The 25,949-nt window shown below is 72.3% G+C and carries 24 protein-coding genes and 3 pseudogenes; 9 read left to right on the top strand and 18 right to left on the bottom strand.

Going from position 1 to position 25,949, the window contains the following annotated elements:
- Positions 1 to 135: 135 nt before the first annotated feature.
- Together ACFCZF_RS38275 and ACFCZF_RS38270 are read right to left on the bottom strand one after the other, a co-directional pair.
- Complete coding sequence (locus ACFCZF_RS38275) at positions 136 to 801, bottom strand: TetR family transcriptional regulator (protein WP_376675589.1); 666 nt, start codon at positions 799 to 801, stop codon at positions 136 to 138.
- 47 nt (positions 802 to 848) lie between these two features.
- Positions 849 to 1,280, bottom strand: a pseudogene (locus ACFCZF_RS38270) (rhodanese-like domain-containing protein); the annotation flags it as partial.
- On the opposite strand from ACFCZF_RS38270, the pseudogene ACFCZF_RS38265 reads away from it, so the two are divergent.
- The 4 genes and pseudogenes from ACFCZF_RS38265 to ACFCZF_RS38250 form a co-directional block, all read left to right on the top strand.
- Positions 1,245 to 1,661, top strand: a pseudogene (locus ACFCZF_RS38265) (LysR substrate-binding domain-containing protein); the annotation flags it as partial. The pseudogenes ACFCZF_RS38270 and ACFCZF_RS38265 sit on opposite strands and share 36 nt — an antisense overlap.
- A 359-nt stretch (positions 1,662 to 2,020) precedes the next feature.
- Positions 2,021 to 2,353 (top strand): hypothetical protein, encoded by a 333-nt coding sequence (locus ACFCZF_RS38260; protein WP_376675588.1) that lies wholly within the window; start codon positions 2,021 to 2,023, stop codon positions 2,351 to 2,353.
- 142 nt (positions 2,354 to 2,495) lie between these two features.
- Entirely contained in the window at positions 2,496 to 4,886 is a 2,391-nt protein-coding gene (locus ACFCZF_RS38255; RefSeq protein ID WP_376675587.1) for a phosphoketolase, read from the top strand.
- On the top strand, positions 4,883 to 7,258 hold the full coding sequence (locus ACFCZF_RS38250) for a glycoside hydrolase family 65 protein (RefSeq protein ID WP_376675586.1): 2,376 nt from the start codon (positions 4,883 to 4,885) through the stop codon (positions 7,256 to 7,258). Before ACFCZF_RS38255 ends, ACFCZF_RS38250 begins: the two co-directional genes overlap by 4 nt.
- Before the next feature lie 12 nt (positions 7,259 to 7,270).
- Here ACFCZF_RS38250 and ACFCZF_RS38245 read toward each other — a convergent pair whose 3' ends face one another.
- The 4 genes from ACFCZF_RS38245 to ACFCZF_RS38230 all read right to left on the bottom strand — a co-directional run bounded on the left by ACFCZF_RS38245 (position 7,271) and on the right by ACFCZF_RS38230 (position 9,976).
- Positions 7,271 to 7,729 (bottom strand): hypothetical protein, encoded by a 459-nt coding sequence (locus ACFCZF_RS38245; RefSeq protein WP_376675585.1) that lies wholly within the window; start codon positions 7,727 to 7,729, stop codon positions 7,271 to 7,273.
- 127 nt (positions 7,730 to 7,856) lie between these two features.
- The gene (locus ACFCZF_RS38240; RefSeq protein ID WP_376675584.1) at positions 7,857 to 8,420 is read right to left on the bottom strand and encodes a TetR/AcrR family transcriptional regulator; all 564 of its coding nucleotides are present in this window, start codon (positions 8,418 to 8,420) and stop codon (positions 7,857 to 7,859) included.
- Positions 8,421 to 8,448: 28 nt separating this feature from the next.
- Positions 8,449 to 9,816, bottom strand: a complete 1,368-nt coding sequence (locus ACFCZF_RS38235; RefSeq protein ID WP_376675583.1) for an amidase — start codon at positions 9,814 to 9,816, stop codon at positions 8,449 to 8,451.
- A complete protein-coding gene (locus tag ACFCZF_RS38230) occupies positions 9,803 to 9,976 on the bottom strand; it encodes a hypothetical protein (protein WP_376675582.1) in 174 nt (57 codons plus the stop codon). Before ACFCZF_RS38230 ends, ACFCZF_RS38235 begins: the two co-directional genes overlap by 14 nt.
- 110 nt (positions 9,977 to 10,086) lie before the next feature.
- Here ACFCZF_RS38230 and ACFCZF_RS38225 point away from each other — a divergent pair, with 110 nt between their 5' ends.
- On the top strand, positions 10,087 to 10,977 hold the full coding sequence (locus ACFCZF_RS38225; RefSeq protein ID WP_375910563.1) for an MBL fold metallo-hydrolase: 891 nt from the start codon (positions 10,087 to 10,089) through the stop codon (positions 10,975 to 10,977).
- Between the two features lie 110 nt (positions 10,978 to 11,087).
- Complete coding sequence (locus ACFCZF_RS38220) at positions 11,088 to 11,372, top strand: hypothetical protein (protein WP_376675581.1); 285 nt, start codon at positions 11,088 to 11,090, stop codon at positions 11,370 to 11,372.
- Positions 11,373 to 11,407: 35 nt separating this feature from the next.
- On the opposite strand, the gene ACFCZF_RS38215 is transcribed toward ACFCZF_RS38220, so the two are convergent.
- From ACFCZF_RS38215 to ACFCZF_RS38175, 9 genes are all read right to left on the bottom strand, one after another.
- The gene (locus tag ACFCZF_RS38215) at positions 11,408 to 12,646 is read right to left on the bottom strand and encodes an arginine deiminase (RefSeq protein WP_376675590.1); all 1,239 of its coding nucleotides are present in this window, start codon (positions 12,644 to 12,646) and stop codon (positions 11,408 to 11,410) included.
- A 44-nt stretch (positions 12,647 to 12,690) separates the two neighbouring features.
- On the bottom strand, positions 12,691 to 14,145 hold the full coding sequence (locus ACFCZF_RS38210) for a basic amino acid/polyamine antiporter (protein ID WP_376675580.1): 1,455 nt from the start codon (positions 14,143 to 14,145) through the stop codon (positions 12,691 to 12,693).
- Between the two features lie 172 nt (positions 14,146 to 14,317).
- Positions 14,318 to 15,181: a DMT family transporter gene (locus tag ACFCZF_RS38205; RefSeq protein ID WP_376675579.1), complete on the bottom strand. Its 864-nt coding sequence runs from the start codon at positions 15,179 to 15,181 to the stop codon at positions 14,318 to 14,320.
- A gap of 94 nt (positions 15,182 to 15,275) precedes the next feature.
- Positions 15,276 to 16,046 carry a hypothetical protein gene (locus tag ACFCZF_RS38200; RefSeq protein WP_376675578.1) on the bottom strand — a complete coding sequence of 257 codons (771 nt, stop codon included), beginning with the start codon at positions 16,044 to 16,046 and terminating at the stop codon, positions 15,276 to 15,278.
- 265 nt (positions 16,047 to 16,311) lie between these two features.
- Positions 16,312 to 16,650: an SCO0607 family lipoprotein gene (locus ACFCZF_RS38195; protein WP_376675577.1), complete on the bottom strand. Its 339-nt coding sequence runs from the start codon at positions 16,648 to 16,650 to the stop codon at positions 16,312 to 16,314.
- 90 nt (positions 16,651 to 16,740) lie between these two features.
- Positions 16,741 to 17,685, bottom strand: a complete 945-nt coding sequence (locus ACFCZF_RS38190; protein WP_376675576.1) for a hypothetical protein — start codon at positions 17,683 to 17,685, stop codon at positions 16,741 to 16,743.
- 22 nt (positions 17,686 to 17,707) lie between these two features.
- A complete protein-coding gene (locus ACFCZF_RS38185; protein ID WP_376675575.1) occupies positions 17,708 to 18,280 on the bottom strand; it encodes a DUF488 family protein in 573 nt (190 codons plus the stop codon).
- Positions 18,281 to 18,403: 123 nt separating this feature from the next.
- A complete protein-coding gene (locus ACFCZF_RS38180) occupies positions 18,404 to 18,964 on the bottom strand; it encodes a GNAT family N-acetyltransferase (protein WP_376675574.1) in 561 nt (186 codons plus the stop codon).
- A 34-nt stretch (positions 18,965 to 18,998) separates the two neighbouring features.
- Positions 18,999 to 19,490, bottom strand: coding sequence for an FBP domain-containing protein (locus tag ACFCZF_RS38175; RefSeq protein WP_376675573.1), 492 nt, complete (start codon positions 19,488 to 19,490; stop codon positions 18,999 to 19,001).
- Positions 19,491 to 19,561: 71 nt separating this feature from the next.
- Here ACFCZF_RS38175 and ACFCZF_RS38170 point away from each other — a divergent pair, with 71 nt between their 5' ends.
- Positions 19,562 to 20,131 (top strand): TetR/AcrR family transcriptional regulator, encoded by a 570-nt coding sequence (locus tag ACFCZF_RS38170; protein WP_376675572.1) that lies wholly within the window; start codon positions 19,562 to 19,564, stop codon positions 20,129 to 20,131.
- Positions 20,132 to 20,241: 110 nt separating this feature from the next.
- The gene (locus ACFCZF_RS38165; RefSeq protein WP_376675571.1) at positions 20,242 to 21,417 is read left to right on the top strand and encodes a GDSL-type esterase/lipase family protein; all 1,176 of its coding nucleotides are present in this window, start codon (positions 20,242 to 20,244) and stop codon (positions 21,415 to 21,417) included.
- Between the two features lie 317 nt (positions 21,418 to 21,734).
- Here ACFCZF_RS38165 and ACFCZF_RS38160 read toward each other — a convergent pair whose 3' ends face one another.
- From ACFCZF_RS38160 to ACFCZF_RS38150, 3 genes are all read right to left on the bottom strand, one after another.
- Positions 21,735 to 22,433 (bottom strand): type 1 glutamine amidotransferase, encoded by a 699-nt coding sequence (locus ACFCZF_RS38160; protein WP_376675570.1) that lies wholly within the window; start codon positions 22,431 to 22,433, stop codon positions 21,735 to 21,737.
- A gap of 77 nt (positions 22,434 to 22,510) precedes the next feature.
- Positions 22,511 to 24,136 carry an amidohydrolase gene (locus ACFCZF_RS38155; RefSeq protein WP_376675569.1) on the bottom strand — a complete coding sequence of 542 codons (1,626 nt, stop codon included), beginning with the start codon at positions 24,134 to 24,136 and terminating at the stop codon, positions 22,511 to 22,513.
- Between the two features lie 2 nt (positions 24,137 to 24,138).
- Positions 24,139 to 24,801 (bottom strand): TetR/AcrR family transcriptional regulator, encoded by a 663-nt coding sequence (locus ACFCZF_RS38150; protein ID WP_376675568.1) that lies wholly within the window; start codon positions 24,799 to 24,801, stop codon positions 24,139 to 24,141.
- Positions 24,802 to 24,870: 69 nt separating this feature from the next.
- On the opposite strand from ACFCZF_RS38150, the pseudogene ACFCZF_RS38145 reads away from it, so the two are divergent.
- Positions 24,871 to 25,857: pseudogene (locus ACFCZF_RS38145) on the top strand (purine-cytosine permease family protein); the annotation flags it as partial.
- Between the last annotated feature and the right edge of the window lie 92 nt (positions 25,858 to 25,949).

Here is a 25,949-nt window from a genome sequence, read left to right as displayed (position 1 = left end):
AAGCCGTCACGCCTCAACCCGCTGTTGCCGCAGCGGCATGACCTGGTCACAAGGCGTCACCACCCCGGCTTGACACCATGATTGGGAATCTCTTTCGGTGGTGGTCTGATGGGTCGCGCGAGCCCGGCGCGGAGGCTACGCGGGAGGTGCCGGGAGACCGGCGGCGAGGAGGGCGAACACCTCGTGGAACACGTCGAGGAAGGCGGCATCCTCCTGATGGGCGGACCAGTGGTCCATGCTGGTCCGCACCGCGGCGTTCGCCACCGAGGCCAGCAGTCGCGGGTAGAGGCCCGGCGCCGCGCGCCGTCCCTCGCCGGCCCCGGGCCCATCGCCGCCCCCGGCGCCGTGGAGGCGTTCGGCGATGGCTTCGGCCAGGTCCGCCTCGGCCGCCATGTGCGCCCCGACGCCGCGGGCCAGGAGGTGCGGTGAGGCATGCAGCACCTCGGCGTGCAGTCGCCACAGCTCGTGGTGCTGCTCCGCCTCGGCGAGCTCCGCCGCCATGGCTTCGCGCAGGGCTTCCAGCGGGGAGAGCCCGGCCGGTGCGTCGAGTACGGCGCGCCGCAGGCGTACGCCCGCGTCGACGTCGATGACGACGAAGGCGTCGTCGCGGGTGTCGAAGTAGTTGAAGAAGGTTCGCACCGACACACCGGCCGCGGCGCTGATCGCCTCGACGGTGACCTTCTCCGCTCCGTGTTCGGCGGCGAGGCGTACCGCGGCTTCGGTGAGGGCGGCACGTGTGGCCCGCTTCTTCCGCTCCCGCAGACCGCCCGCCGCGGCACTCTTCTCCGACATAAGTTGCATGGTATGCAAAGATGCACGTCGTGCAAAATTAGGTTTCTCAGACCCTCCAGGCGCGCCGGCGTCTCCTCGAACAGGACGGCGTCCCCGACGGGCCGGTTGTGCGGCAGCCTGGCCGGCACGGCGGCCATGCCGCAGGTGTTGGACACCCCCGAGAAGACCAGGCCCGTGCCGTTCGCGCCGGACAGCCAGTGCGCGGGACGCCGGCCGCGGTCCGCCAGGAAGCCGGCGGCGACGAGCGATCCGGCGGCGAGGCGCACCTGCCGTTCCATGGCCCACGGCGTGCGGGCCCCGGAGGCGCACACGAGCAGCAGCGGCCCGCGTGCGGCGGCCGCCGCCAGGGCGCCCGCGGCCTCGTCGAGCCGCTCCAGCGGAACGTTGTGCGCGCCGGGGAGGTGACCGCCGGCGTACTCGCCGGGGGAGCGGAGGTCGACGAAGTAACGGACGACGACCGGTGGGTCTTCGTCGTCGCCCAGGACCACCCCGAGGTCGGCGACCGGCTCACCCGTCAGGACCTCGCCCGGCTGCCGTGGGTGACCTACCAGCGCACCTACGACGCCCCCGCCGTGCGGCAGCTCGGGATGCTCGGCATCGAACCGCGCGTCGAGATCTCGGTCGACAGCTTCCAGCTGCTGCCGCTGCTGGTCGCCGGGACCCGCCGGGTGGCCCTGGTGCAGGCGCGCCTGGCCCGGCTGTTCGCCGCCGTCGCCTCCGTGCGGGTCCTGCCGCCGCCCTACGAGGCCGTGCCGCTGCGCGAGGCCTTGTGGTGGCATCCCGTGCACACACACGACGCGGCCCACATCTGGCTGCGCGAGACGGCCGTCCGGGTCGCCGCACGCCTGGCCGCGGCCGAGGGCGCGTGAGCCGGCGTCCACGGGGGACCGCGGAATCGTGGGCTCCGATCGCGCGGGGCCGGGCGCACCGGGGGCTGGTCACAGAACATGAGCAACTCCTGCGTGCGGCGCAGAAGTTGGGGTACACGGTGCATCAGCGCGGTCGGCACCGGGGTCGGCGCCGGTGGCGGCCGTGCGGCACGTGTTCACGCACCGCCCTTCCGGGACGCGGCCAGGCCCCTGTCAGTGTGGCCGGCGTCGAGGTCGGGGCCTGCTCGGCGGCGAGGGGCCGCCGCGTACGCCGCCGGGTATGACGACCCTTTCGGCGACGCCCGCCGCGAGCCGCGTCGCGCGGCCGGTCCCACGCGACGGTTGGCGGCGAGGGCCCGATGGAAGGCGAAACCGGTCAGCGGGTCCCGGGCTACTTCGTCGAAGTGGTGCCGCACCGCGCACTCCGGCAGCGGCGTGCGGCCCGCGTGGCGCGCCGGGGGGCGTCGGAAGGTGCGCCGCGTCCGGCGCCCCATGCGGCCCGCTCCCCGGCGGACGCCCGGCCCCTCGACGACCTCGCCATGTGCGTCGTCCCCGTCGACCAGGGCGCCGCCCGTGCCGAGCCGCGCGGGGACGCCGTACGCGGACCCGCGCTCCGTGGCCCCCGGCCCGCCCGCACCACGGTGGTCGGCACGCTCGTCCGGGCGGCTTCGGGTACGCGTCAAGGCGGCTGACGGCCGGCGGCCCCGTTCGGGAACCGACGTGACCCGAACGGCCCTGTCGGGTACCCGACAGGGCCGCGCAGGGTTGGGATGTGCACGGGGCACCCGCGCCCACCCGGCCCGAACCGCTGTCCCGACACGGAAAGGACCACCGATGTCCGCAGACACGCAGCAGGCGCCCTCCGGGCTCACGGACGAGGAGCTCGCCGGTCTGGACGCCCACTGGCGCGCCGCGAACTACCTCTCCGTCGGCCAGATCTACCTGATGGCCAATCCCCTGCTGACCGAGCCACTGCGCCCCGAGCACGTCAAGCCGCGCCTGCTCGGCCACTGGGGCACCTCGCCCGGCCTCAACCTGGTCCACACCCACCTCAACCGGGTGATCAAGGCCCGGGACATCGACGCCCTGTGCATCTGGGGCCCCGGACACGGCGGGCCCGCCGTACTGGCCAACTCGTGGCTGGAGGGTTCGTACACCGAGACCTATCCGGACATCACCCGGGACGCGAGCGGAATGGGCCGCCTGTTCAAGCAGTTCTCGTTCCCCGGCGGCGTGCCGAGCCACGTCGCGCCCGAGACGCCGGGCTCGATCCACGAGGGCGGCGAGCTCGGCTACTCGCTCTCGCACGCCTACGGCGCCGCCTTCGACCACCCCGGCCTGTTGGTCGCCTGCGTGATCGGCGACGGCGAGGCGGAGACCGGCCCGCTGGCGACCTCCTGGCACTCCAACAAGTTCCTCGACCCGGTCAACGACGGCGCCGTCCTGCCGGTCCTGCACCTCAACGGCTACAAGATCGCCAACCCGACGGTGCTCGCCCGCCTCCCCGAGGCCGAACTCGACGAACTCCTGCGCGGCTACGGCCACGACCCGATCCACGTCACCGGCGACGAACCGGCCGCCGTCCACCGCACCATGGCCCACGCCATGGACACCGCCCTGGACCGCATCGCCGCCATCCAGCGCGCCGCCCGCGAGGACGGCGCCGGCGACCGCCCCCGCTGGCCGGTGATCGTGCTGCGCACGCCCAAGGGCTGGACCGGCCCGGCCGAGGTCGACGGCCTGCCCGTGGAGAACACCTGGCGCGCCCACCAGGTCCCCCTGTCCGCCGTACGGACCAACCCGGAACACCTGAGGCAACTGGAGCAATGGCTCCGTTCCTACCGGCCCGAGGAACTGTTCGACGACGCCGGAGCCCCACGACCCGCCGTCCTCGCCGCCGTCCCCGAGGGCGCGCGCCGACTGGGCGCCGGCCCCTTCGCCAACGGCGGGCTGCTGCTGCGCGAGCTGCCCCTGCCGCCCCTGGAGAAGTACGCCGTCACCGTCGACGAACCCGGCGCGAGCACGCACGAACCCACCCAGGTGCTGGGCGACCTGCTGGCGGACGTCATGGCCGCCACCGCCGACCGGCGCGACTTCCGCCTCGTCGGCCCCGACGAGACCGCCTCCAACCGCCTCCAGGCCGTCTACGGCGCCAGCGGCAAGGCCTGGCAGGAACGCACGCTGCCCGTCGACGAGAACCTCGACCGGCACGGCCGCGTGATGGAGATCCTCTCCGAACACACCTGCCAGGGTTGGCTGGAGGGCTACCTCCTCACCGGTCGGCACGGACTGTTCTCCTGCTACGAGGCCTTCGTCCACATCGTCGACTCGATGGTCAACCAGCACGTCAAATGGCTTCGCGTGACCCGTCGCCTGCCCTGGCGCGCCCCCATCGCCTCCCTCAACTACCTGCTCACCTCCCATGTGTGGCGCCAGGACCACAACGGCTTCTCCCACCAGGACCCCGGCTTCGTCGACCACATCCTCAACAAGAGCCCCGAGGCCGTACGGGTCTACCTGCCGCCGGACGCCAACACCCTGCTCACCGTCGCCGACCACGCCTTGCGCAGCCGCGACTACGTCAACGTGATCGTCGCCGGCAAGCAGCCCTGCTTCGACTGGCTGTCCATGGAGCAGGCCCGGGTGCACTGCGCGCGCGGCGCCGGCATCTGGGACTGGGCCGGCACCGAGGACGGCAGCCGCGATCCCGACGTGGTGCTCGCCTGCGCGGGCGACGTCCCGACCCAGGAGGTACTGGCCGCCGCCCAGCTCGTCCGCCGCCACCTGCCGGAACTCGCCCTACGCGTGGTCAACGTCGTCGACATCGCCCGGCTGCTGCCCAGCGAGGAACACCCGCACGGCATGAGCGACTTCGAGTACGACGGCCTGTTCACCGCCGACAAGCCGGTCATCTTCGCGTACCACGGCTACCCCTGGCTGATCCACCGGCTCGCCTACCGGCGCACCGGCCACGCACATCTGCACGTGCGCGGCTACAAGGAGATCGGGACCACCACCACGCCCTTCGACATGGTGGTCGGCAACGACATGGACCGCTACCGCCTGGTCATGGACGTCATCGACCGGGTGCCCGGCCTCGCCGTGCGCGCGGCGGCCGTACGGCAGCGGATGGAGGACGCCAGGCTGCGCCACCACGACTGGATCCGCGAACACGGAGTGGACCTGCCCGAGGTCGCCGACTGGTCCTGGGCGGGCTCGCGGTGACCGCGACGCCCTCGACCTGGGACTACGACCATTACGACGCCGCGGAGGAGCGGCTGCGGGAGTCGCTGTGCACGCTCGGCAACGGCTACTTCGCCACCCGCGGCGCGCTGCCCGAGTGCGCCGCGGACGACGTGCACTATCCGGGCACCTACGTGGCAGGCTGCTACAACCGGCTCACCTCCACCGTCGCCGGGCGAGAGGTCGAGAACGAAGACATGGTCAACCTCCCGAACTGGCTGCCGCTGCGCTTCCGGGTCGCCGGAGGGGACTGGCTCACGCCGGACACCGCCGACGTACTCGACCACCGCCAGACCGTGCACCTGGACTCGGGCACGCTGGAGCGCCGCACCCGCTTCGGGCTCGGCGGGGGACGTGTGCTGTCCGTGCGCCAGCTGCGGCTGGTGCACATGGCCGATCCCCATCTCGCCGCGATGCGCACGGAGTTCACGGTCGACGCGGGCACGGCGGACCTCGACGTGGAGGCGGCCCTCGACGGCGGCGTCACCAACTCCGGGGTGCCGCGCTACCGGGACCTGGAGGGCCGCCACCTGACCCACGTGCACACCGGCAGCGCCGACGACGGCACGGTGTGGCTGCGCTGCCGCACCCGCACCTCGGACATCCGGGTCGGCCTGGCGGCCCGCACGACGGCCGACGCGCCGGTCACACCGGCACGGGAACACCTGCGGGTCACCCAGCGCGCGACCCTGCGTGCGAAGCCGGGCCGCACCGTCACCGTCGACAAGATCGTGGCCCTGCACACCTCACGCGACCCGGCGATCAGCGACCCGCTGCAGGCCGCCGTCGACCGGGTGACCGACGCCCCCGGCTTCGACGCGCTGCTGGTGTCGCACCGGACGGCCTGGGGCCAGCTGTGGCGCCGCGCCGAACTCGACGTACCCGGCGAGGCGGGCAGCATCCTGCGCCTGCACCTCTTCCACGTGCTGCAGACCCTCTCCCCGCACACCGCCGACCTCGACGTGGGCGTACCGGCGCGCGGGCTGCACGGGGAGGCCTACCGCGGACATGTCTTCTGGGACGAGCTGTTCGTCCTGCCCTACCTCAACCTGCACTTCCCCGAGGTGTCCCGGGCCCTGCTCCACTACCGGCACCGCCGCCTGGAACGGGCCCGCGCCGCGGCCCGCGCGATCGGCAGGCGCGGCGCCCTGTACCCGTGGCAGAGCGGCAGCGACGGACGCGAGGAGACCCAGCAACTGCACCTGAACCCGCACTCGGGCCGCTGGCTCCCCGACCACTCGCACCTCCAGCACCATGTGGGTTCGGCGATCGCGTACAACGTGTGGCAGTACTGCGAGGCCAGCGGCGACGCCGAGTTCCTGCACACCAAGGGCGCCGAGATGCTGCTGCAGATCGCGCGCTTCTGGGCGGACTCCGCCACGTGGGACGAGCACCTGGGGCGGCACCGCATCCGGGGCGTCGTCGGCCCCGACGAGTACCACGAGGCCTACCCCGGCGCCGTCGAACCGGGCCTCGACGACAACGCGTACACCAACGTCACCGCCGCCTGGGTCCTGACCCGCACCCTGGAGGTCCTGAGCACCCTGCCCGAGCCCCGCCGCCGCGAACTCGTCGAGCGCACCGCCCTGGACGACGGCGAACTCGAACAGTGGGCGGACGTCTCCCGCACCCTCCACGTCCCCTTCCACGAGGGCGTCGTCAGCCAGTTCGACGGCTTCGGCGACCTCGCCGAACTCGACTGGGAGGGCTACCGCGAGCGGTACGGCGACATCCGGCGCCTCGACCGCATCCTGGAGGCCGAGCACGACAGCGTCAACAACTACCAGGCGTCCAAGCAGGCCGACGTACTGATGCTGGGCTACCTGTTCTCCCCGGGAGAACTCCGGTGGCTGTTCGACCGGTTGGGATACCGCCTGGACGAGGGGACCTGGCAGCGCACCGTCGACTACTACCTGGCCCGCACCAGCCACGGCTCCACCCTCAGCGGACTCGTCCACGGCTGGATCCTGGCCCGCGCCCGCCGCGCCGAGGCCTGGGCGTTCTGCCAGGAGGCGCTCAAGGGCGACGTCGCCGACCTCCAGGGCGGCACCACCGGCGAGGGCATCCACCTCGGCGCGATGGCCGGCACTCTCGACCTGGTCCAGCGCGGCCTGACCGGGCTGGAGACCCGCGCGGGCGCCCTGTGGCTGGACCCGGTGCCGCTGCCGGAACTGTCGTCGTACGGGTTCTCCATCCGCTACCAGGGCCACTGGGGCGTACGACTCCGGCTGGAGCACGGCAGGCTGGAGATCGCCGTGCCGTCGGCCGGCCCCCTCCCCATCGACGTCCGGCTGCCGGACCGCGCGGTGCGCCTCCAGCCTGGCGACACCTGCCGGCTGGCGCTCCCGGACTGACCGCGGGGGCCGTCAGGACGTCAGGGGGTAGGTCACCACGCGGGGGTATCCGTCCGGCCTGCCGTCGGTGTAGGTCAGGGTCATCCGGGTGTAGTGCCGCTCGCCCGGATCCTTCTCCCAGGCCCGCGGCTGGTCGAGCCGGACGGTCACGGGATACGAGTGGAACGTGCCCGCGGCGCAGTAGGGGTCGCAGTCGTTGATGGCGTTGGAGCCCCGGCCCACCGCGGCGTTCGCGTCCCAGCGGAACCAGTGCAGCGAGACCAGGCGGCTGTTGCCGTCCCCGCAGGCGAGCAGGAACGCCTCGGGCCGTACCTCCGGCTGCGAGGAGCAGTTGACCAGCACGGGGTCCGGCGTCTGCTGTGTCCGTGTCGTGTGTTCCGTCGACGGTGCGGCGGAGGCCGTGCCCAGGGGTACTGCGAGCGTGGCGGCGGCACAGAGCGTGACCGCTGCCCTCATCGGGTTTCTGCCCATGTCTGCTCCCGGCCGTCTCGGGGTCGCTTGGCTCCGCTCTCCCTTTCCCCGTACCGACCGTACGACCGTGTCGGGTGACGCACCACTCGTACGGAGCAGCGCCCGGGTCGGGGAGACGTGGCGGGCGCTACTCCGGTGCGCCGAGCAGCCCGGCCACCAGTCGGCGCGCATAGGCGTCGTCGAGCCGGCCCGGGCGGAACAGAATGCGGTACATGATGGGCGCGACGACGCGGTCGACGACCGTTTCGGTGTCGGGCACCGCCTCCCCGCGGCCGGCCGCGCGGGCGAGGACGACGTCGACCTGCTCGGCGGCGTAGGCGGAGCACCGGCCCGCGTTGGTGCCGTCCGGATCGCCCAGCAGGGCGTCGCGGATGTAGGCGCGGCCCGGGGGAGAGGCCATCTCGTCGAGGAACTGCTCGGCCCAGGCCGTCAGGTCGGCGTGCAGATCGCCGTGGTCCTCCGGGGCGGTGTCCGGTCGCAGGCGCTCGACGGCCACGTCCGACAGCAGTTCCTGGAGGTCCCCCCAGCGGCGGTAGACGGTCGAGGGGGTGACCCCGGCGCGCGCGGCGACCATCGGCACCGTCAGCGCGTCGCGGCCCACCTCGGTGGTCAGCTCACGTACGGCGGTGTGCACCGACTCCTGGACCCGGGCGCTGCGCCCGCCCGGGCGGGCCATCGGTCTGGGACTCATGCCCACACCTTAAAGCAACGTTCTTGCGTCAAGCGTCGCTCCGTTCGTAGGCGTGGCCGACCCGGAGCAGGGTGGCCTCGTCGAACGGGCGCCCGAGCAGCTGCATGCCGATCGGCAGCCCTGCCCTGTCCGCGCCCACCGGAACGGTCAGCGCGGGGACGCCGGTGATGTTGGCCGGCGCGGAGAGCCGGACGTAGGCGTCGGAGACGCTCTCCACCGTACCGTCGGACCAGGTCAGAGAGGTCTGTTCGGCCGGTACGGCGGTGGCCGGGACGGTCGGGGCGGCGAGGACGTCGACCTCCTGGAACATGCGGGCCCACTCCTGCCGCATCAGAGTCCGGGCGCGCTGGGCCCGCAGATGGTCCCCGGCGGACATCAGCTCCCCGGCCTCCAGCAGGACCCGGACGTCCTCCTCGTACAGGTCGGGGGAGGTACGCAGTGTCCGCTCGTGGTAGGCGGTGGCCTCGGGGACCATCAGGCCCCACTGTGTCGCCTGCACGTAGCGCGCCATCGGGATTTCCACGTCGACGAGCCGTGCGCCGAGATCCGCCAGCCTCCGGACCGCGTACCGGACGGCGGTCTCGACCTCCGGGTCGACGTGATCGAAGTAGTAGGTGCTCGGCACGCCGACGCGCAGCCCGGTCAGGTCGGTTCCCGCGGTGGGCAGGTAGTCAGCCGCGGGAGCGGGCAGGGAGGCCGGGTCGCGCGGGTCGTGGCCGACCAGGTCGGTCAGGACCAGTGCGGCGTCCTCGACGGTGCGGGCGAGGGGGCCCACGTGATCCAGCGACCAGGACAGCGACGTCACACCGTGCCGGGGCACGAGCCCGTACGTCGGCTTGAGGCCGACGACGCCGTTCAGCGCGGCGGGCACCCGGATCGATCCGCCGGTGTCGGTGCCGAGCGCGAAGGTGGCCGCTCCCGCCGCCACCGCGACGGCGGAGCCGCCGCTGGAGCCGCCCGCGACCCGGCTCCGGTCCCGGGCGTTGCGTGTCTGGGGCGTGGTCAGACCGTAGGCGAACTCGTGGGTGTGGGTCTTGCCGGCCAGCACCGCGCCGGCCGCCGCCAGGCGCGCCGCGACCGCGCTGTCGGCCTGCGCGCGGTGCCCGGCGCGGACCCGGGAACTCGCCGTGGTCGCCGTACCGGCGACGTCGATCAGATCCTTCAGTCCCATGGGAACGCCGTGCAGCGGGCCGCGGACACGGCCGTCCGCCACCTCCCGCTCCGCCTCGCGAGCCGAGCGGCGGGCCCGGTCCGCGGTCAGCGCCACGTACGCGCCGAGGTCCGGCTGTACCTCCTGGGCGCGGTCCAGGACCGAGTCGACCAGTTCGACCGGGGAGAGCCGCCGGGTGCGGATCGCCTCCGCGGCGGCGGCCAGGGACAGCTCATACGGCGGCATGTCGCGCCTCCTTCGCGGGACGGTCCGGATGGCCCGGGTGGAAGGCCGCGGCGGGCGGGGTGTCGCCGAAGTCCAGCTCCCGCAGCACCGAGACGACGGTGTGGATGTGGCGGGCGGTGGCCGCCACCACGGCACGGCGGTCCTCTTCAGGGGTGGGCATACGGCCCGCTCCTCACTTAAAGCCAACGGTTTGCGTTAGAGGACCCTAGGTTCTACGGTGGCCAAACGCAAACCAATAGCTTTAGGGCTCAGTGAAAGGCGGCACCCGACATGCGCACCCCGTCCTGGACCGTGGGCGACACCACCGTCCACCGCATCGACGAGACTCTCCTGCCGCCCGCGACCGGGCCCTGGCTGCTGCCCGGAGCCACCCCGGACGTGGTCACCCGAGAGGACTGGCTGCACCCCGACTTCGCGGACGACGCCGGCGTCCTGCGTCTCGGCAGCCACAGCTTCGCCCTGACCGCGGGTGGGCTGCGCGTCCTCGTCGACACCGGCATCGGCAACGGCAAGACGCGGGCGAACCCGGCGTGGCACGACCTGCGGACCGACTACTTGGAGCGGCTCACCGAGGCGGGGTTCCCCCCGGACACCGTCGACCTGGTGATCCTGACCCACCTCCACACCGACCACGTCGGCTGGAACACGAGGAGGACGGACGGCGCCTGGGTGCCCACCTTCCCGAACGCCCGCTACGTCGTCTCCCGCACCGAGCGCGACTTCTGGGCCGGACACGCCATGGACGAGCCCCGGCGTCAGATGTTCCGCGACTCCGTGCACCCGGTGGAGGAGGCCGGACTGCTCGACGTGGTCGACGTTCCCGCCGAAGGCGTCGACGTGGCGCCCGGCCTGCGACTCCTGCCGACCCCGGGACACACGCCGGGCCACATCGCCGTACGGGTGGGCGGCTTTGGCGCCGACGCGCTGATCACCGGGGACTGCGTCCACCATCCCGTGCAGTTCGCCCACCCCGCGATGGGCAGTTGCGTGGACATCGACCCGGCGCTGGCCGAGTCGACCCGGCGTACGCTGCTCGCCTCGCTGGCCGGCACGGAAACCCTGGTGCTGGGCACCCACTTCCCGCCGCCCACCGCGGGCCGTGTCGTCGGCCACGGGAACGCCTACCGGCTGGCGCCCGTGCCGGGCCGGATCGTGCGATAAGGCGCCGATTGCATCCACCGTGTGGTCCTCGGGCCGGTCCGCAACCACCGTCGCCGCCCCGGTGTCTCATGCCGTCAAGAACGGCGACCCATCAAGTGGAGGACCGCGGTATGCACACGATGACTGCCCCGACTGCCGCCGACCCGGCGCGCTCGCGCTCCCGCGACGCCCAGGGCGACTTCCTGCTCCAGCCGCCCAACCCGGCCGAACGCGTCCCCAGCCGCATCGACCCCGTCGACCTGCGCCGCCTGGACCTGCTCGCCCTCCTGACCGCTGCGGGCATCGCGCCCTCCACCGGGGACCGTGCCGCCATCGCACAGCTCAGCGAGCTACCCGGCAGCGTGCACACGGCACTGCACCGGTGGCTGGAGCAGGCGTACGGCTTCTGCCGGTGACGTGGGGCGTGCTGCCTACGGGAGGGGGTGCGCGCTCAGAAGTCGACGGGATCCCGTACCAGCGGGCACGTCATGCAGTGACCGCCGCCGCGGCCCCGGCCCAGTTCCGCGCCCACGATGGTGACGACCTCGATGCGGGCCTCGCGCAGCAGGGCGTTGGTGAGGGTGTTGCGGTCATAGGTGAACACCACGCCGGGTTCCACCGCGACGGCGTTGTTGCCGCTGTCCCACTGCTGGCGTTCGGAGGCGTAGGCGTCGCCGCCCGTCTCCACCACCCGCAGCGAGGACAGCCCGAGCGCCTTGGCGACGACGTCCACGAAGGGAGTGGTGCCCTCGTCGACGATGTCGAAGCCGGGTGCCCGGTCACCGGGGCGCAGCGAGAAGGTGTGCACCCCGTCCATGATCCGCGGGTAGAGGGTCACCACGTCGCGGTCGGCGAAGGTGAAGACCGTGTCGAGGTGCATGGCGGACCGCAGCTTCGGCATCCCGGCGACGACGACGTGCTCGGCGGCGCCGTTGCGGAACAGTGCGGCGGCGACCTGGGTGATGGCCTGCCGCGAGGTGCGCTCGCTCATGCCCATGAGGACGACTCCGTTGCCCACCGGCATGATGTCACCGCCCTCGAAGGTGGCCTGACCCCAGTCCTGTTCCGGGTCGCCCCACCACACCGTCGAGCCCTTGAAGTCGGGGTGGAAGGTGTAGATCGCCTTCATCAGCAGTGTCTCGTCGTGCCGCGCGGGCCAGTACAGCGGGTTGAGGGTGAGCCCGCCGTACAGCCAGCAGGTCGTGTCGCGGGTGTACAGCGTGTTGGGCAGGGGCGGCATCAGGTACTCGCGCGCGCCGGTGGATTCGCGGGCGAGCGTGAGGTGCGGGGAGCGGAAGTCCTCGGGCAGGTCGCCGGTGGCGAGCCCGCCGACGAGGTACTCGGCCAGTTCCCTGGGCGACAGCGTCTCCACGTAGGCGCGGGTCGCGTCGATGAGGCCGATACCGACCTGGTTGGCGACGATCTTCCGGTCCAGGAGCCATGCCTTCGCCTCCGGGATGGCCATGATCTGCGCCAGCAGGTCGTGCAGCTCCACCACCTCCACCCCGCGCCGGCGCAGTTCGCCGACGAACGCGGCATGGTCGCGCTGGGCGTTCTCCACCCACATCACGTCGTCGAAGAGCAGGTCGTCGGAGTTGGTGGGGGTGAGGCGCCGGTGCGCCAGGCCGGGGGAACACACCAGAACCTTGCGCAGCCTGCCGACCTCGGAGTGGACGCCGAGCGCGGGCATCACGGCGCTCTCGTTGCTGTTCACACGGCCTCCTTGAAGATGACTCACAGGCTGATCCACCCGGCCGCCAGGGCGACGAGGCCGAGCACGGCGCCCACCACGGAGACGGCCAGGACGACGAGTTCCCCGGGCGAGAACAGCCGCCGGCCCTGTTCCCGGCGGGCCATCACGAACAGGGCGGTCGCCGGGGCGTAGAGGATGAAGGACACCAGTACGAACTTCAGGCCGGCCGCGTACAGCAGGAACGCGGTGTACAGCGTCGCGACGACCGCGCACGTCAGCTCGCGCCGCGAGGTGCGGCCGCCCTCGGTCCGCGGGTCGTCCCGGCTGCCGATCCGCACCGCGAACCCCGCCGCCAGCAGATACGGGATCAGCGAGAGCGCGCTGGTCAGGTTGAGCGCGAAGTTGAAGGCATCGTCCGAGAAACTGGTGGCGATCAGCACCACCTGGGTGAGCAGCGAGGTCATCAGCAGCGCCGGCACGGGCACGTCGACGGCGTTGGCGCGGCGCAGGAAGCGCGGCATGTCGTCGTCCTTGGCCGCGACGAAGAGCACCTCCGCCGCCATCAACGTCCAGGCCAGATACGCGCCCAGCACCGACACGATCAGACCGACGCTGATGAACACCCTGCCCCAGGTGCCGACGGCCTCCTCCAGGACGCCCGCCATGGACGGCTGGCGCAGGTCGGCGATCTCGGCCATCGGCATGATGCCGTACGACACGATGGTCACCGACGCGAAGACGGCGAACACGCTGAGGAAGCCCAGCACCGTCGCCCTGCCCACGTCGGACCGGCGCCCCGCGTGCCGCGAGTAGACGCTGGCGCCCTCCACGCCGAGGAAGACGAACACGGTGGCCAGCATGGTGCCGCGCACCTGCGAGAACAGGGAACCGGCGTAGTCCGCGCCGCCGAAGTTGTCGGCGAACACGCTCGGCCGGAAGTACACCAGGGCCAGGATCACGAAGATCACGATGGGTACGAGCTTGGCCACCGTGACGACCTTGTTGATGGCGGTCGCTTCCTTCACACCGCGCCGGATCATCCAGAAGAACGCCCACAGCCCGACCGAGGACAGGACGACCGCGAGGGCGGTGTCCCCGTCGCTGAGGCCCGGCCAGATCGATCCGATGGTCGACATGATGAGGACCCAGTAGGTCACGTTGCCGACGCAGGTGCTGGCCCAGTAGCCGAAGGCGGCGAAGAAGCCCAGGTACTCACCGAAGCCGGCCTTGGCGTACGCGTACACACCGGCGTCGAGGTCGGGTCTGCGTACGGCGAGGGACTGGAAGACGAAGGCCAGCATCAGCATGCCCGTGCCGGCGATCGCCCAGGCGATCAGCGCCCCCGCGACGCCGGTCTCCTCGGCGAACCGCCCCGGCAGTGAGAACACCCCGGCGCCCACCATCGACCCGACGACCATGGCCGTCAGGGTGAACAGCGGCAGCTTGGCGGCCGGCGGGGATTCCCCGTCGGTGTCGGAAGCAGCGGCCTGTGACATGCCGTCCCTCTGGGTCGCCGAGCGATTGCGACCACTGTGCATCACATGGTGGCTTCGGGCATCTTGTTCGCCTCCGCTGCCGCAGCACATCGGCCAGCTGCCGGGCCCGCTCGGCGCGCGGCCGTCCCACGTGGTGGTCCATGCCGCTCACGCCAACCCGGTTCAGGCGCGCTCACTGGCCGGTGCGCAGGTCGATGCCGCGCCGGGCGAGGGTGAGGACACCCACCACGATCAGGGCGACACCGAGCAACTGCGGCACGATCCACCAGCCGGCGCGCACGTCCTCCTGGTAGAGGACGACGCCGAGCAGGAGGCTCACCGCGGCGTCCCCCAGGGTGAGGGCGGGCTGGGAGGCGACGAGGGGGCCGCCCTGCATGGCGTGCTCCAGCAGGAGCACGGCACCCACACCGGCCGTGGCGAAACCGTACGTCTGCCACGTGGTCAGGAAGCCGACCACGCCGTCGGTGTCCAGGACGCGCATGGAGTCCTTCATCAGAGCGGCCGTCAGGGCGTAGCACACCGCGGTGGCCGCACCGAGACAACCGGCGCGGGCCTTGCCCACTGGGCGCTTCAGACCGGCCGCGGTCAGCAGTACGGCCGCCACGGCGCAGGCCACCAGCGCGGGCACCCACCGATCCAGGGGCACGTCGGCCTCGCCGCCGTCCGGCGCGGCCGACGCCAGCGCGACACCGAGCCCGACGACCACCCCGCCCACGGCGAGCCACATGACGTGGGTCATGTGGCGGCCGGTCATCAGCGAGGCCAGCAGCAGGGCCAGGGGAAGCTCCAGCACGAACAACGGCTGTACGAGTGACAGTGGCCCCGTCGCCAGAGCCACCGCCTGCCCCACACCGGCGACGACGACGGCCAGCATGCCGCCGATCCAGACCGGCCGCCGCAACAGGTCGAGCACCAGCCCCGGGCGGAAGCCCTGGGTCTGCGGCACACTCAGCGCGGCACGCCGCTGGAGCACCGTGGCCAGCGCGTTGCTGAACGCGGCGAGGAGTGCGAAGAGCACCGGCAGTACAACACCCATCCACCGATCCTCGCCCCGTTTCCCCGCGACCGCGCGCCGCGCCACGACGGGGGAGGACGATGTGACCGTGCACCGGTGTCGGGTGCGAGCGCCGTCAGTTGTCGCTCTGCGCGGCCGGCTTCTCCGTTCCCGCGTCCTGCTTCTGCTTCGCCTCCGGTGCCGCCGTGGCGGTGTAGTAGACCGAGGTGCCCTGCTTGGAACGCTGGGCCTGGTTCTTGGCGACGAGACCCTCGAGGGTGGTGCGGACGACCGTGGTCTTGATGGTGCGTCCGGAGTTGGCCTGGCCGAGCGCCGTGGTGACCTCGGCGGCGGAGCGCGGCTCACTCTGTTCGACGAGGTGGTCGCGCACCAGCTCGACCAGCGTGGGCCGGTCGGCGACCTGCGTCGACGTCTTCTTCGCCGCCGGCTTCTTGGCGGCCTTGGTGGACGACTTGGCGGCCGGCTTGGTGGCAGGCGCGGCGTCGGCCTTCGGGGCCGGCTTGGCACCCGACTTCGGGGCGGCGGCGCGCTTGGGCGTGGTGGCGGTCTTCCCGCTCCGCGTCCGCTTCTTGGCGGACGACTCCGTGGCGTCACTGTCCCGGGGAGCGGGGACGGCGGCCGCGTCGGTCGCGTCGGTCGCGTCGGTCGCGGCAGCGGACTCCGTGGCGGTCGCGGACTGAGCCGGCGGGGAGGTGATGCCGAGCGCCTGCTGCATGTTCACCAGCAGGGCGTGGTCGTGCTGCAGCGCGGCCAGCTGCTGCTGCAGAGCGGTGATCTCCCCGCTGATGCGTTCCTGCTCCTTGATGTTGCGCTCCAGGTCGTCGGTCACCTGGACGCTGTACTGCGATGCCAGTTGGGTGGCGGCCTGCATCGTGCTCTCGGACATGGTGTTGACTCTCCTCGATTCGCGGCCGTGAAGGCTCGTGAGGAACGGCGGGACATCAGGCGCGGGACATGGGGACCATGTCCGGTCGGCGCCCGGCAGCGGAGAACTGGAGACTGCCACCGGCTGTGCTGACACACAGATAGTACGGACGGACGGCGCCTGTTGTTCCCCTGTTTGCTGCCGGGCCGGTATACCACGTATGGCCGCCAACGTGGTATGTGCCGCGAGTTACTCGCGCACCTGTTCGGAGCGCGGACCCCGCCACTCACTGGCCTTCGGGCACCTCGACGATGTTTCCGTCCTTGTCGACGGTGTGAGTCTGCCAGTAGGTGTCCCACTTGTCGCCGACATGCTCGGGGACCTTGCCCTCGGGGTAACGGGTGTAACCCTCGGGCGGCTCCTCGTCGTTGGGGACACAGGCACTGCCGGTGCTGCCGATGGTCATGACCGGGTACTCGCCGCCGCCGCAGGTCGCGTCCTGCATGGAGCAGCCGGTCAGGATCGCGGCGATGGTCAAGCAGGCCAGGGCGAGACCCGGGACGGACCACTTCGTGCGGTTGACGCGCAGGTGCGATGGACGGTGAACTCGGCCGGTGGTGCGCACGGTTGGCTCCCTCTGGGTGGCTGGTACGGCAAGCCTCCCCCGGCGGGGGGAAACACCTCATGAGTACGAGTACTCAATCGGAGTGCCCTACTACCTGACACGGCCGGCCAAACGGTCGACCTCGTGTGCGGTCTCACGTGCCTCCCGCTCGGCCCGGGACAGCGCGTCGGCGGCCGTACGCCTCCGCTCCTCGGCTGTCCGCCGCTCCCGCTCGGCACGGTCGAGCTCCTCGTGTGCCTGCCCCAGTCGTTGCTCCGCGGCGGACACCTCCTCGCGTGCCCGGTCGTGTTCCTCGTCGGTCCGCCGCAGTGACGCCTCGGCGTCGGCCTCTTCCGCGCGCCTGTCACTCAGTCGCCGCGCGGCCTTCTCCGCGGCCTGTTCGGCCCGGGCGAGTTCCTCCTGCCGTTTGCGGCGCCGCTCGGCGAGTTCGTCCTGCACCCGGCCCGCGGGCGCGCGACGACGGGTGTCCGGCCGGGGCCGCTCGCGCGGTGCGGGTTCGGCCGGGGCGGTGTCCGAGGGGAACTCCGACGGCGGGGTGAGGGAAACCTCCAGGCGTCCGCCGGCCCACTGGTCGGCCGCGGCCGGGTCCGCGAGGACAGCGCGCAGGGTCGACTCGACCTCCCGCTGCGCCGCTTGCGACAGTTGGTGCCCGGCCTCGCGGGAGAGCTGGGCGGCCTGCCGGGACAGGGCGGACACGATGTGCCGACGCTGCGCGGAGAGCTCCTTGAGGCCGGCCGCGTCCAGGGTGCGGTGTGCCTCGCGCAGCGCCTGCCCCAGCTCCAGGAACCGCCGGCTCTCCTCCGGTCGGGAGCGCCTCAGCAGGTTCGCCGCCCAGGCCGCCAGCGTGGGCCGACGGGCGGCGTGGATGTGTCGGGCGTCCTCCTTGCGACCGGCCGTTCTGGCGGCCGCGGCGTGTTCCTCACGACGGGCGACGAAGTCGGACGGCGGCGTCGCGTAGAGCTCGTCGAGGACCGACTGGACCGGCTCCACGTCGTGCTCGCCGGTGTCCCGACCGCGTCCGCCCTTGCGCTGCATGTCCTCTGCCTCCGCCTCGTCGCTACGACCGTCCCGTCCTCGACGCGGCCGACTTCGCCGCCGCCTCCTCGTCGTCGTAGACGAGGAGACCGTCCGTCCGCAGTCGCGCACCAGGGGTGGGGGAGTGGGCCGTCAGGCGGCCGTCGTGCATGAGGTGGTCCACGGGGGTGCCGCGGGCCAGGACGGCGAAGTCGGCGATGAGGCGTCGGTGGCACCGCCACCACACCGCCTCGCTGCACATGACCGCGGTGCGTTCCCGCGCCGTCCGGTCCAGTAGCTCGTCCAGGGCGGTGACGAACTCCGGTGAGCGGGTGTGTCCGGCGTACCCACGGAAGGAGGTGTTGCGCCAGATGACGTCGGGCGAGTCCGGCACCGGTTTGCGGAAGCCGCCCAGGCGCTGCTCCCACCGGTAGGCGAGGCCCTCCTCGGGCATCCACCCGGCGAGCCGGTCCCGCAGCAGGTCGGGGTCGCGGCGGCTGCCGGGCGCCGTCCTGACATCGACCACGGCGGCGACGTCGGCACCACGCAGCAGTTCGGCCAGCGCGGCGCGGCCCGCGGTGCCGTGCCCGAACGTGACCAGGTGAGGCTGGGACATGTCGTCGGGGTCCCCTCGCTGCCTGCGCTCATGCCTCCTGTCTACGGTCACGCGGACCGCCCCGCGACCCGGGCGGGACGCCCCCGGGCGTCCCGCCCCGTCCTGGTGCTCGACCGCTGGTGGTCAGTCGTCGCCGGTCCCGGCCTGCGGCCACTCCTCGCGCAGCATGCCGAACAGCACCCGGTCGTAGCGCCGCCCCTCCATCAGCACGGCGGAGCGCAGCCGGCCCTCCTCGCGAAAGCCCGGTTTCGTGAAGGAGCGCATGGCACGCTCGTTGCCGCTCCAGGTGTCCAGCTCCAGCCGGTTGAGACCGAACGCGCCGAACAGGTGGCCCACGAGCAGCCGCAGCGCCTCCGACCCGTGGCCGCGCCCCCAGAACTCCCTCTCGCCGATGGTGATGCCCAGGGTGGCCACCCCGGCGTACGGGTCCAGGTCGCGGTAGTCGACCATGCCTATCACCCCGCCGTCGGCCGTGTCCTCGACGGTGAACACGGCCGACTCCCTCGGGCCGAGCCGCAGCATGGTGTCGAAGGCGAGTGTGATCGCCTCCGCCGTCACGGGGCCGAAACACGGGTCGCCGGCAGCCGCCCAGCGCACCACCTGCGGATCGTTGCGCCACCGGAGATGATGCGCCGCGTCCTCGGACCGCAGCGCGCGCAACCTTGTCAACCTGCCTTCGATCATTGCGGGATACTAGCCACGCGTCGCGGACCGTCCGTCATGCGATCACCTTGTCGACGAGCGCCGCGACGTTCGCCACGGTCCGCCGGATCTTCTCCTCCAGTGTGATCGTTTCGTGCAGTCGCGCGCCGACGCCCGCCTCCCGTTTGCCACGCACATACAGCGAACAGGCCAGGTCGCTGCATATGTAGGCGCCCACCGAGTTGCCCTGCTGCCCGGCCTTGCCCGCCTTCGGCGCGACCATGAGGGAGACGCCGCCGGAATGGGTGGTCAGGCACATCGAGCACATGCTGCGGCGCGCCTGCCCGGAGGCGGCGCCGGAGGAGCGCAGCGCGAGTGCCGTCGGACGGCCGCCCAGTTCGGTCACGAGGTAGGCGCGATCCGGGGCCTGGGGATCCCGCCAGCCGAAGTAGTCCAGGTCGTCCCACGGGCGGTCGGCCAGATCGTGGGGCACGGACAGCCGCTTGGCCGCGCCCTTGGTGCAGTTCACGAAGGCGGCACGAATCTCTTTCTCGGTCAGCGGTCTCATACGCCTCAGGCTAAGTTGCCTAAAAGGTTTAGGCAAATGCATAATCAGCCCAGGCCGACGAGAGGATGATTATGGCGCGGGTGGGGCTGACAACGGAACGCCTTGTCCAGGCGGGCGCGGAACTGGCCGACGACGTCGGGTTCGACCAGGTGACGGTCTCCGCGCTGGCCAGGCACTTCGACGTCAAGGTCGCGAGCCTGTACTCGCACGTGAGGAACTCCCAGGACCTCAAGACCCGGATCGCCCTGCTGGCCTTGGCCGAACTCGCCGACCGGGGCGCCACGGCGCTGGCGGGGCGGGCCGGCAAGGACGCCCTCGCCGCCTTCGCGAACGTCTACCGCGACTACGCCCGGGAACACCCCGGCCGATACGCCGCGGCCCAGCTGCGGCTCGACCCGGAGACGGCGGCGGCCAGCGCGGGCGTCCGCCACGCACAGATGACCCGGGCCATCCTGCGCGGCTACGACTTGACGGAACCCGACCAGACCCATGCCGTCCGACTCCTGGGCAGCGTCTTCCACGGCTACGTCAGTCTGGAGATGGGCGGCGGCTTCAGCCACAGCGCCCCCGACACCCAGGAGACGTGGACGCGGATCGTGGACGCCCTCGACGCCCTGCTGCGCAACTGGCCCGCAGCGTGAGCCAACCCGCCCCAGCTGGTGAACACGCCACCCCAGCGAGCGAACACGCCACCCCAGCGAGCGAACACACCACCACAGCGGGCGAACACACCACCACAGCCGGAGACGACATGCACACCACGGACGACTGGATCACCACGCCGATCACCCGGGACCTCCTGCGTGGCGCCCTCGACCTCGAGCGCACCGAGCAGGGCCTGCTGCCGCACCGGCTGCCCGCCCGGGCCCGCGCCCGGAACACCGACGGACAGCTCGCCATGGCCGAGTCCCAGCCCTCCGGCGTACGCCTGGCCCTGCGCACCCGGGCCACCGCCCTCGAACTGGACACCCTGCCCACCAAGCGGGTCTACGCCGGCGCCCCGCCGCGCCCGGACGGCGTGTACGACCTGCTCGTCGACGGCCGCCCGGCGGGCCGGGGCAGTGTCGCGGGCGGCAACACCCTGACCATCGACATGACCACCGGCACGGCGGGCGTCGAACCCGGCCCCGTCGGCACCCTCCGCTTCGCGGACCTGCCCGATGGCCGCAAGGACATCGAGATCTGGCTGCCGCACAACGAGACCACCGAACTCGTCGCCCTGCGCACGAACGCCCCCGTCGAGCCCGCCCCGGAACCGGACCGCAGGGTCTGGCTGCACCACGGCAGCTCGATCAGCCACGGCTCCGACGCCGCGAGCCCCACCACCACCTGGCCCGCGCTCGCCGCTTCCCTGGGCGGCGTCGAACTCGTCAATCTGGGCCTGGCCGGCAGCGCCCTGCTCGACCCCTTCACCGCGCAGGCCCTGCGCGACACCCCCGCCGACCTGATCAGCCTCAAGATCGGCATCAACATCGTCAACGCGGACGTCATGCGCCTGCGTGCCTTCGTCCCCGCCGTCCACGGCTTCCTCGACACCGTCCGTGACGGCCACCCCACCACCCCGCTGCTGGTCGTCTCGCCCATCCTGTGCCCCATCCACGAGGACACCCCCGGCCCCAGCGCCCCCGACTTCTCCCACGCCGCCGAGGGGCGACTGCGCTTCACGGCCATGGGCGACCCGGCGGAACGCGCGAGCGGCAAACTGACCCTGAACGTCATCCGGGACGAGCTGGCCCGGATCGTCGAGCAGCGGGCGGCCGACGACCCGAACCTGCACTACCTCGACGGCCGCGACCTCTACGGCGAGACCGACTCCGCCGAGCTGCCCCTGCCCGACGACCTCCACCCGGACGCGGCCACCCACCGCCGCATCGGCGAACGCTTCGCCGAACTGGTCTTCACCGCCAACGGCGCCTTCACGGGCTGACGCACGACCCTTCCGACCCTCCGACGCTCCCGGCCCTCCGGCTCTCGCGGCCTCCCGGCCTCCCGGCTCTCGCGGCCTCCCGGCTCTCGCGGCCTCCCGGCCTCCCGGCTCTCGCGGCCTCCCGGCCTCCCGGCTCTCGCGGCCTCCCGGCCTCCCGGCTCTCGCGGCCTCCCGGCCTCCCGGCCTCCCGGCTCTCGCGGCCTCCCGGCTCTCGCGGCCTCCCGGCCTCCCGGCCTCCCGGCCTCCCGGCCTCCCGGCCTCCCGGCCTCCCGGCCTCCCGGCCTCCCGGCCTCCCGGCCTCCCGGCCCTCCGGCCCCTCACGCCCCGACGACCGTGGCGAAGCGCCGGGCGACCTCGCGCCAGACCACTTCGGCCGCGGTCTCGTCGCGTTCCGCCTGCCGGGAGAGTTCCGCGGGGTCCAGGCCCTTGGCCCGTATCCGCTCCGGAGCCCACGACCGGACCCGGTGCGCGCCCGCCTCTGGGTGGAACTGGACCCCCCACGCCCGGTCGCCGACCCGGAACGCCTGGTACGGGCACCGCTCGCTCTCCATCAGCCAGGCGGCGCCCGGCGGCAGGGCGGTGACGGCGTCCACATGGTGCTCGACCGCCGTCACCCGCTCCGGGAGCCCTCGGAAGAGCGGGTCACTCCCGGTCTCCGCCCGCAGGGTGAGCGGCGTGCTGCCGAACTCCGGTTCGCCGTGGTCGGCCCGGACCGTTCCTCCCGCTACGTGGGCGAGGAGCTGCCCGCCGAGACAGATCCCGAACACGGGGGTGCCCCGTTCCACCGCCTCGGCGACCAGTGCCCGGGTGGGCGCGAGCCAGGGCGCGCGGACGTCGTCGTCGGGCAGATAGCCGCCGCCGAGCACCATGACGCCCTCGTGTGCCAGGCGCCGGGGGAGCGGCGCACCGGCGTACGCGTGGACCACGTCCAGTGACAGCCCGTCCGAGACCAGCCAGTCACCGAACCGTCCCGGCCCGCCGCCCGGACCGTTCTGCACCACCAGCAGCCGCGACATCGCCCACCCCTCGCCTCACATCCCTCGGACACCGTCCCACTGCCCAGGACGGGGTGGGCCGCAACCCTCCCGCCGGATCACAGACCCGCGGCACGATGTGTCGGGTCGCCGTCGAGGACGGTCAACAGCACCGGCACATCGGCCAGTTCGGTGGCCGGCACGGTGAGCGGGTCGGCGGCGAGGACGGTCAGGTCGGCGCGGTGCCCGACGGCGATCCGGCCGGCCTCGTCCTCCTCGCCCGCCGCGTACGCCGCGTTGACGGTCATGCCCCGCAGCGCCTCCAGTGCCGTCAGCGCCTGTTCCGGGCCGTGCGGGTCCCGGCCGAGGTCGCGGGTCGGCCGGCGGTGGCGGGCGCCCGCCATGACGCCCAGCGGCGGATAGGGGGCGATGGGCCAATCGGAGCCGAGGGCCACGACGGCACCGGAGTCGTGCAGGTCGCGGCAGCGCCAGGCCCGCGAGGCACGCGGCTCGCCCAGTCGGCGGGACCAGTTGTCGGTGTGGTCGGCCCGGGTGAAGTCGCAGCAGTGGGTGGGCTGCATGGACGCCACGACGCCGAGTTCGGCGAACCGGCGCAGGGTGTCGTCCGGGACGGTCTCGATGTGCTCGACCCGGTGCCGTACCCCGCGTCCGCCCTCGGCCTGCGCCTTCTCGACGGCATCGAGCACATGACGTACGGCGGCGTCGCCGATCGCGTGGGTGGCCGTGGGCACCCCGGCCCGGTGCAGCTCGCCGACGACGCGGGTGTACTCCTCCGGGTCCGGCCAGAAGGCGTGCCGGGACTCGCCGTGGCAGTCCGGCTGTTCCAGCCAGGCGGTGCCGTTGTCGACCGTCCCGTCCATGAAGATCTTCACGCCGGCGGTCCGCCACAGCCGCCCGCCCACACCCTGCTGACCGATCAGCGTGCGCACACCCTCGGCGTCGGTGCCGGGCTGGCACCACGGGGCCACCCGCAGCCGCAGCGGCAGCCGCCCCGTCTCGTCCAGCTCGCCGTAGAAGGCGAGGCTGTCGCCGTTCGCGTCCATGACATGGCCGCCCGTCAGGCCGGTGGCGGCCATGGCGCGCAGGGCCGAGGCGAGCCGGTCGCGGCGCTCCTCGCGCGTGGGCTGCGGAGCGATCCGCTCCACCAGCTCGCACGCGGCGTCCTCCAGCAGCAGGCCGGTGGGCCTGCCGTCCGCGTCGCACACCACCTCCGCCGTGGCCTGGTCGAAGGTGCGCGGTCCGGCCACCCCGGCCAGCTCCAACGCGCGCCGGCTGGCGAGCATGGAGTGCGCGTCGAAGAGCAGCAACAGCGCGGGCACGCCGTCGAGTACGGCGTCGAAGGGTGCCGTCTCGACGGGGCGGCCGGCGAAGACGTTGGGGTCGAGGCCCCAGGCGTGCAGCCACGCGCCGGGGGAGAGGCCCCGTACCGCGCGGGCCAGCGCCTCGCGGACCTGGCCGATGTCGGTGCAGCCCGACAGGTCGAGACCGTGGGTCAGTTCGGCGCCCGAGACGGGGTGGATGTGCCCGTCCACCAGGCCGGGCGTCACCACGGCCCCCTTGAGATCGACCACCGTGGTCGAGGCGTCCGCGAGCGGGCGGATGTCCCGGTCGGCACCGAGGGCGGAAATCCGGCCGTCGGCCGCGGCCAGCGCGGTCTGCGGCAGGAACTCCCCGGTGACCGGATCGAGCAGCCGGGCCGAGAGCAGGACGAGAGAGGTACGCACGGTCACTCCTTGGGGGCGGGTCGGTTCGGGGCGTCGGCGATCGCCAGGGTGCCTGCGGGCAGGCCGAGTTCGCGTTCCGCGGTGGTGACGGGCATCAGCCGGACCGCGGGGGGATCGACAGCGGTGTCGGCGCTGTTGACGAGCATGCCGAGACCGTCGAGGACGACCAGGATCTGGATGGCGGCCACCAGGGGGTCCCCGGTGCGGAACTCGCCCCGCCGCACACCTTCGCGGATGAGCGCCTCCAGCCGGTCGCGCCAGGCGGCCTCCTGAACGGCGACACGGTCGCGCAGCGTGGGCCGGTAGCGGCTCAGATGCCGGGCGTTGAGCCAGAGCCGGCTGATGTCGTCGAACGCCGCTCCGGTCGCCCGGGCGAAGAACAGTGCCAGATGCCGCGTCGGTGTCGCACCGGCCAGGTCGGCCGGGAGGAGCGCGTCGAGCTCGGCGCCGGCGGCGTCGCCGTACGCCTCGGCCACCAGGTCCTCCACCGCTGGGAAGTAGTGACTGATCAGCCCCGGGCGGACGTCGAGTTCCTCGGCGATCCGTCTCAGAGTGATGCACTCCAGACCTTCGGTCAGTGCGACACCGGAGGCTGCGGCAACGATTTCCGCACGTCTGGCCGCTGGAGATTTGCGGATTCGCTTGTTCGGGACGCTTGACGGCATGGAATCCATGCTATTGAGTGTGCGACCAACAAGCAAGCAGGTGGGATACCAGCACCCCGGAGGAGCCTCATGGCGTCCACGATCCCCGACCCGCACCCCGGCACCGGCGCCGCGCGTCAGGAGGCTCCGCCACTCCAGCCGCCGTCCGAAAAGGCGGGTCGCGTCGAAGCCCACGGCATCGACCACATCCCGGACCACGAACGCCACGGCAGTCCGAGGCAGCTCTTCTCCGTCTGGGCGGCGGCCAACGTCACCTATCTCAACCTGGTGACCGGCGGCGCCCTGATCCTCATGGGCCTGACCCTGTGGCAGGCCCTCGCGGTGATCGTGGTGGGCAACCTGTTCTGGCTGCTCACCGGCCTGCTCGCCATATCCGGCCCGGCGGCGGGCGCGCCGAGCGAGGTCATCACGCGGGCGATGTACGGGGTCCGCGGCAACCGCGTGAACAACGCGATCGTCGGCTGGCTGATCTCCGCCTGCTACTTCGCCCTCAACCTGGCCGCCGCCGCGACCGCCGCCTTCGCCCTCGTCGAGATGACCGGCATCACCGCGAACACCGGCGTCAAGGTGGCCGTGGTGATGGGCGTCGCCGCCCTCACCCTGACCATCGGGGTCTACGGCCACGGCATGATCATGAAGCTGTACCTTCCGATCACGCTCACCCTGACGGCCGCCTTCGCCGTCGTCGCGGTCGGCGTGATCCAACACACCGACTTCGCGTACGTACCGGCCGAACCGCTCACCGGCAGCGGCCTCTGGGCGGTCCTGATCGCCGGCGTCACCCTCATCGGAGCCGGCCCGCTGTCGTACACCACCAGTGCCGACTTCTCCCGCTACCTGCCCCGTACGACGTCCGCCAAAGCGATCGCCGGCTGGACCGCCCTGGGCGGCTTCCTGCCCGGCGTGATCGTCTGCTTCCTCGGCGCCCTCGCCGCCACCGCCGTCGACATGACGGACCCGCAGGCCGGTCTGCGGCAGCTCCTGCCCGGCTGGTTCGGCCCGATCCTGCTGCTCGCCCTGGTCCTCGGCACGATCGCCATCAATTCCCTGACCGCCTAATCCGTAGTTATGAGCGATCCGTCGGAGCGGGTGTTCCTCGGAGCGTTCGAGTACCAGACTGTGACATCCAGAGGCAGCCGGGCCGACAA

The organism is Streptomyces sp. NPDC056296 (genome assembly GCF_042268605.1).
Taxonomy (GTDB): Bacteria; Actinomycetota; Actinomycetes; order Streptomycetales; family Streptomycetaceae; genus Streptomyces.
The sequence above is the reverse complement of the archived record's forward strand: the minus strand, read 5'-3'. Positions and strand labels throughout refer to the sequence as shown.

What these genes read in the sequence shown, in the direction of transcription:
- ACFCZF_RS38275 (WP_376675589.1), bottom strand. Translation starts at nt 801, where the DNA reads ATGCAACTTATGTCGGAGAAGAGTGCCGCGGCGGGCGGTCTGCGGGAG.
- ACFCZF_RS38260 (WP_376675588.1), top strand. Translation starts at nt 2,021, where the DNA reads ATGGAAGGCGAAACCGGTCAGCGGGTCCCGGGCTACTTCGTCGAAGTG.
- ACFCZF_RS38255 (WP_376675587.1), top strand. Translation starts at nt 2,496, where the DNA reads ATGTCCGCAGACACGCAGCAGGCGCCCTCCGGGCTCACGGACGAGGAG.
- ACFCZF_RS38245 (WP_376675585.1), bottom strand. Translation starts at nt 7,729, where the DNA reads ATGGGCAGAAACCCGATGAGGGCAGCGGTCACGCTCTGTGCCGCCGCC.
- ACFCZF_RS38240 (WP_376675584.1), bottom strand. Translation starts at nt 8,420, where the DNA reads ATGAGTCCCAGACCGATGGCCCGCCCGGGCGGGCGCAGCGCCCGGGTC.
- ACFCZF_RS38235 (WP_376675583.1), bottom strand. Translation starts at nt 9,816, where the DNA reads ATGCCGCCGTATGAGCTGTCCCTGGCCGCCGCCGCGGAGGCGATCCGC.
- ACFCZF_RS38230 (WP_376675582.1), bottom strand. Translation starts at nt 9,976, where the DNA reads ATGCCCACCCCTGAAGAGGACCGCCGTGCCGTGGTGGCGGCCACCGCC.
- ACFCZF_RS38225 (WP_375910563.1), top strand. Translation starts at nt 10,087, where the DNA reads ATGCGCACCCCGTCCTGGACCGTGGGCGACACCACCGTCCACCGCATC.
- ACFCZF_RS38220 (WP_376675581.1), top strand. Translation starts at nt 11,088, where the DNA reads ATGCACACGATGACTGCCCCGACTGCCGCCGACCCGGCGCGCTCGCGC.
- ACFCZF_RS38215 (WP_376675590.1), bottom strand. Translation starts at nt 12,646, where the DNA reads ATGCCCGCGCTCGGCGTCCACTCCGAGGTCGGCAGGCTGCGCAAGGTT.
- ACFCZF_RS38210 (WP_376675580.1), bottom strand. Translation starts at nt 14,145, where the DNA reads ATGTCACAGGCCGCTGCTTCCGACACCGACGGGGAATCCCCGCCGGCC.
- ACFCZF_RS38205 (WP_376675579.1), bottom strand. Translation starts at nt 15,181, where the DNA reads ATGGGTGTTGTACTGCCGGTGCTCTTCGCACTCCTCGCCGCGTTCAGC.
- ACFCZF_RS38200 (WP_376675578.1), bottom strand. Translation starts at nt 16,046, where the DNA reads ATGTCCGAGAGCACGATGCAGGCCGCCACCCAACTGGCATCGCAGTAC.
- ACFCZF_RS38190 (WP_376675576.1), bottom strand. Translation starts at nt 17,685, where the DNA reads ATGCAGCGCAAGGGCGGACGCGGTCGGGACACCGGCGAGCACGACGTG.
- ACFCZF_RS38185 (WP_376675575.1), bottom strand. Translation starts at nt 18,280, where the DNA reads ATGTCCCAGCCTCACCTGGTCACGTTCGGGCACGGCACCGCGGGCCGC.
- ACFCZF_RS38180 (WP_376675574.1), bottom strand. Translation starts at nt 18,964, where the DNA reads ATGATCGAAGGCAGGTTGACAAGGTTGCGCGCGCTGCGGTCCGAGGAC.
- ACFCZF_RS38175 (WP_376675573.1), bottom strand. Translation starts at nt 19,490, where the DNA reads ATGAGACCGCTGACCGAGAAAGAGATTCGTGCCGCCTTCGTGAACTGC.
- ACFCZF_RS38170 (WP_376675572.1), top strand. Translation starts at nt 19,562, where the DNA reads ATGGCGCGGGTGGGGCTGACAACGGAACGCCTTGTCCAGGCGGGCGCG.
- ACFCZF_RS38165 (WP_376675571.1), top strand. Translation starts at nt 20,242, where the DNA reads ATGCACACCACGGACGACTGGATCACCACGCCGATCACCCGGGACCTC.
- ACFCZF_RS38160 (WP_376675570.1), bottom strand. Translation starts at nt 22,433, where the DNA reads ATGTCGCGGCTGCTGGTGGTGCAGAACGGTCCGGGCGGCGGGCCGGGA.
- ACFCZF_RS38150 (WP_376675568.1), bottom strand. Translation starts at nt 24,801, where the DNA reads ATGCCGTCAAGCGTCCCGAACAAGCGAATCCGCAAATCTCCAGCGGCC.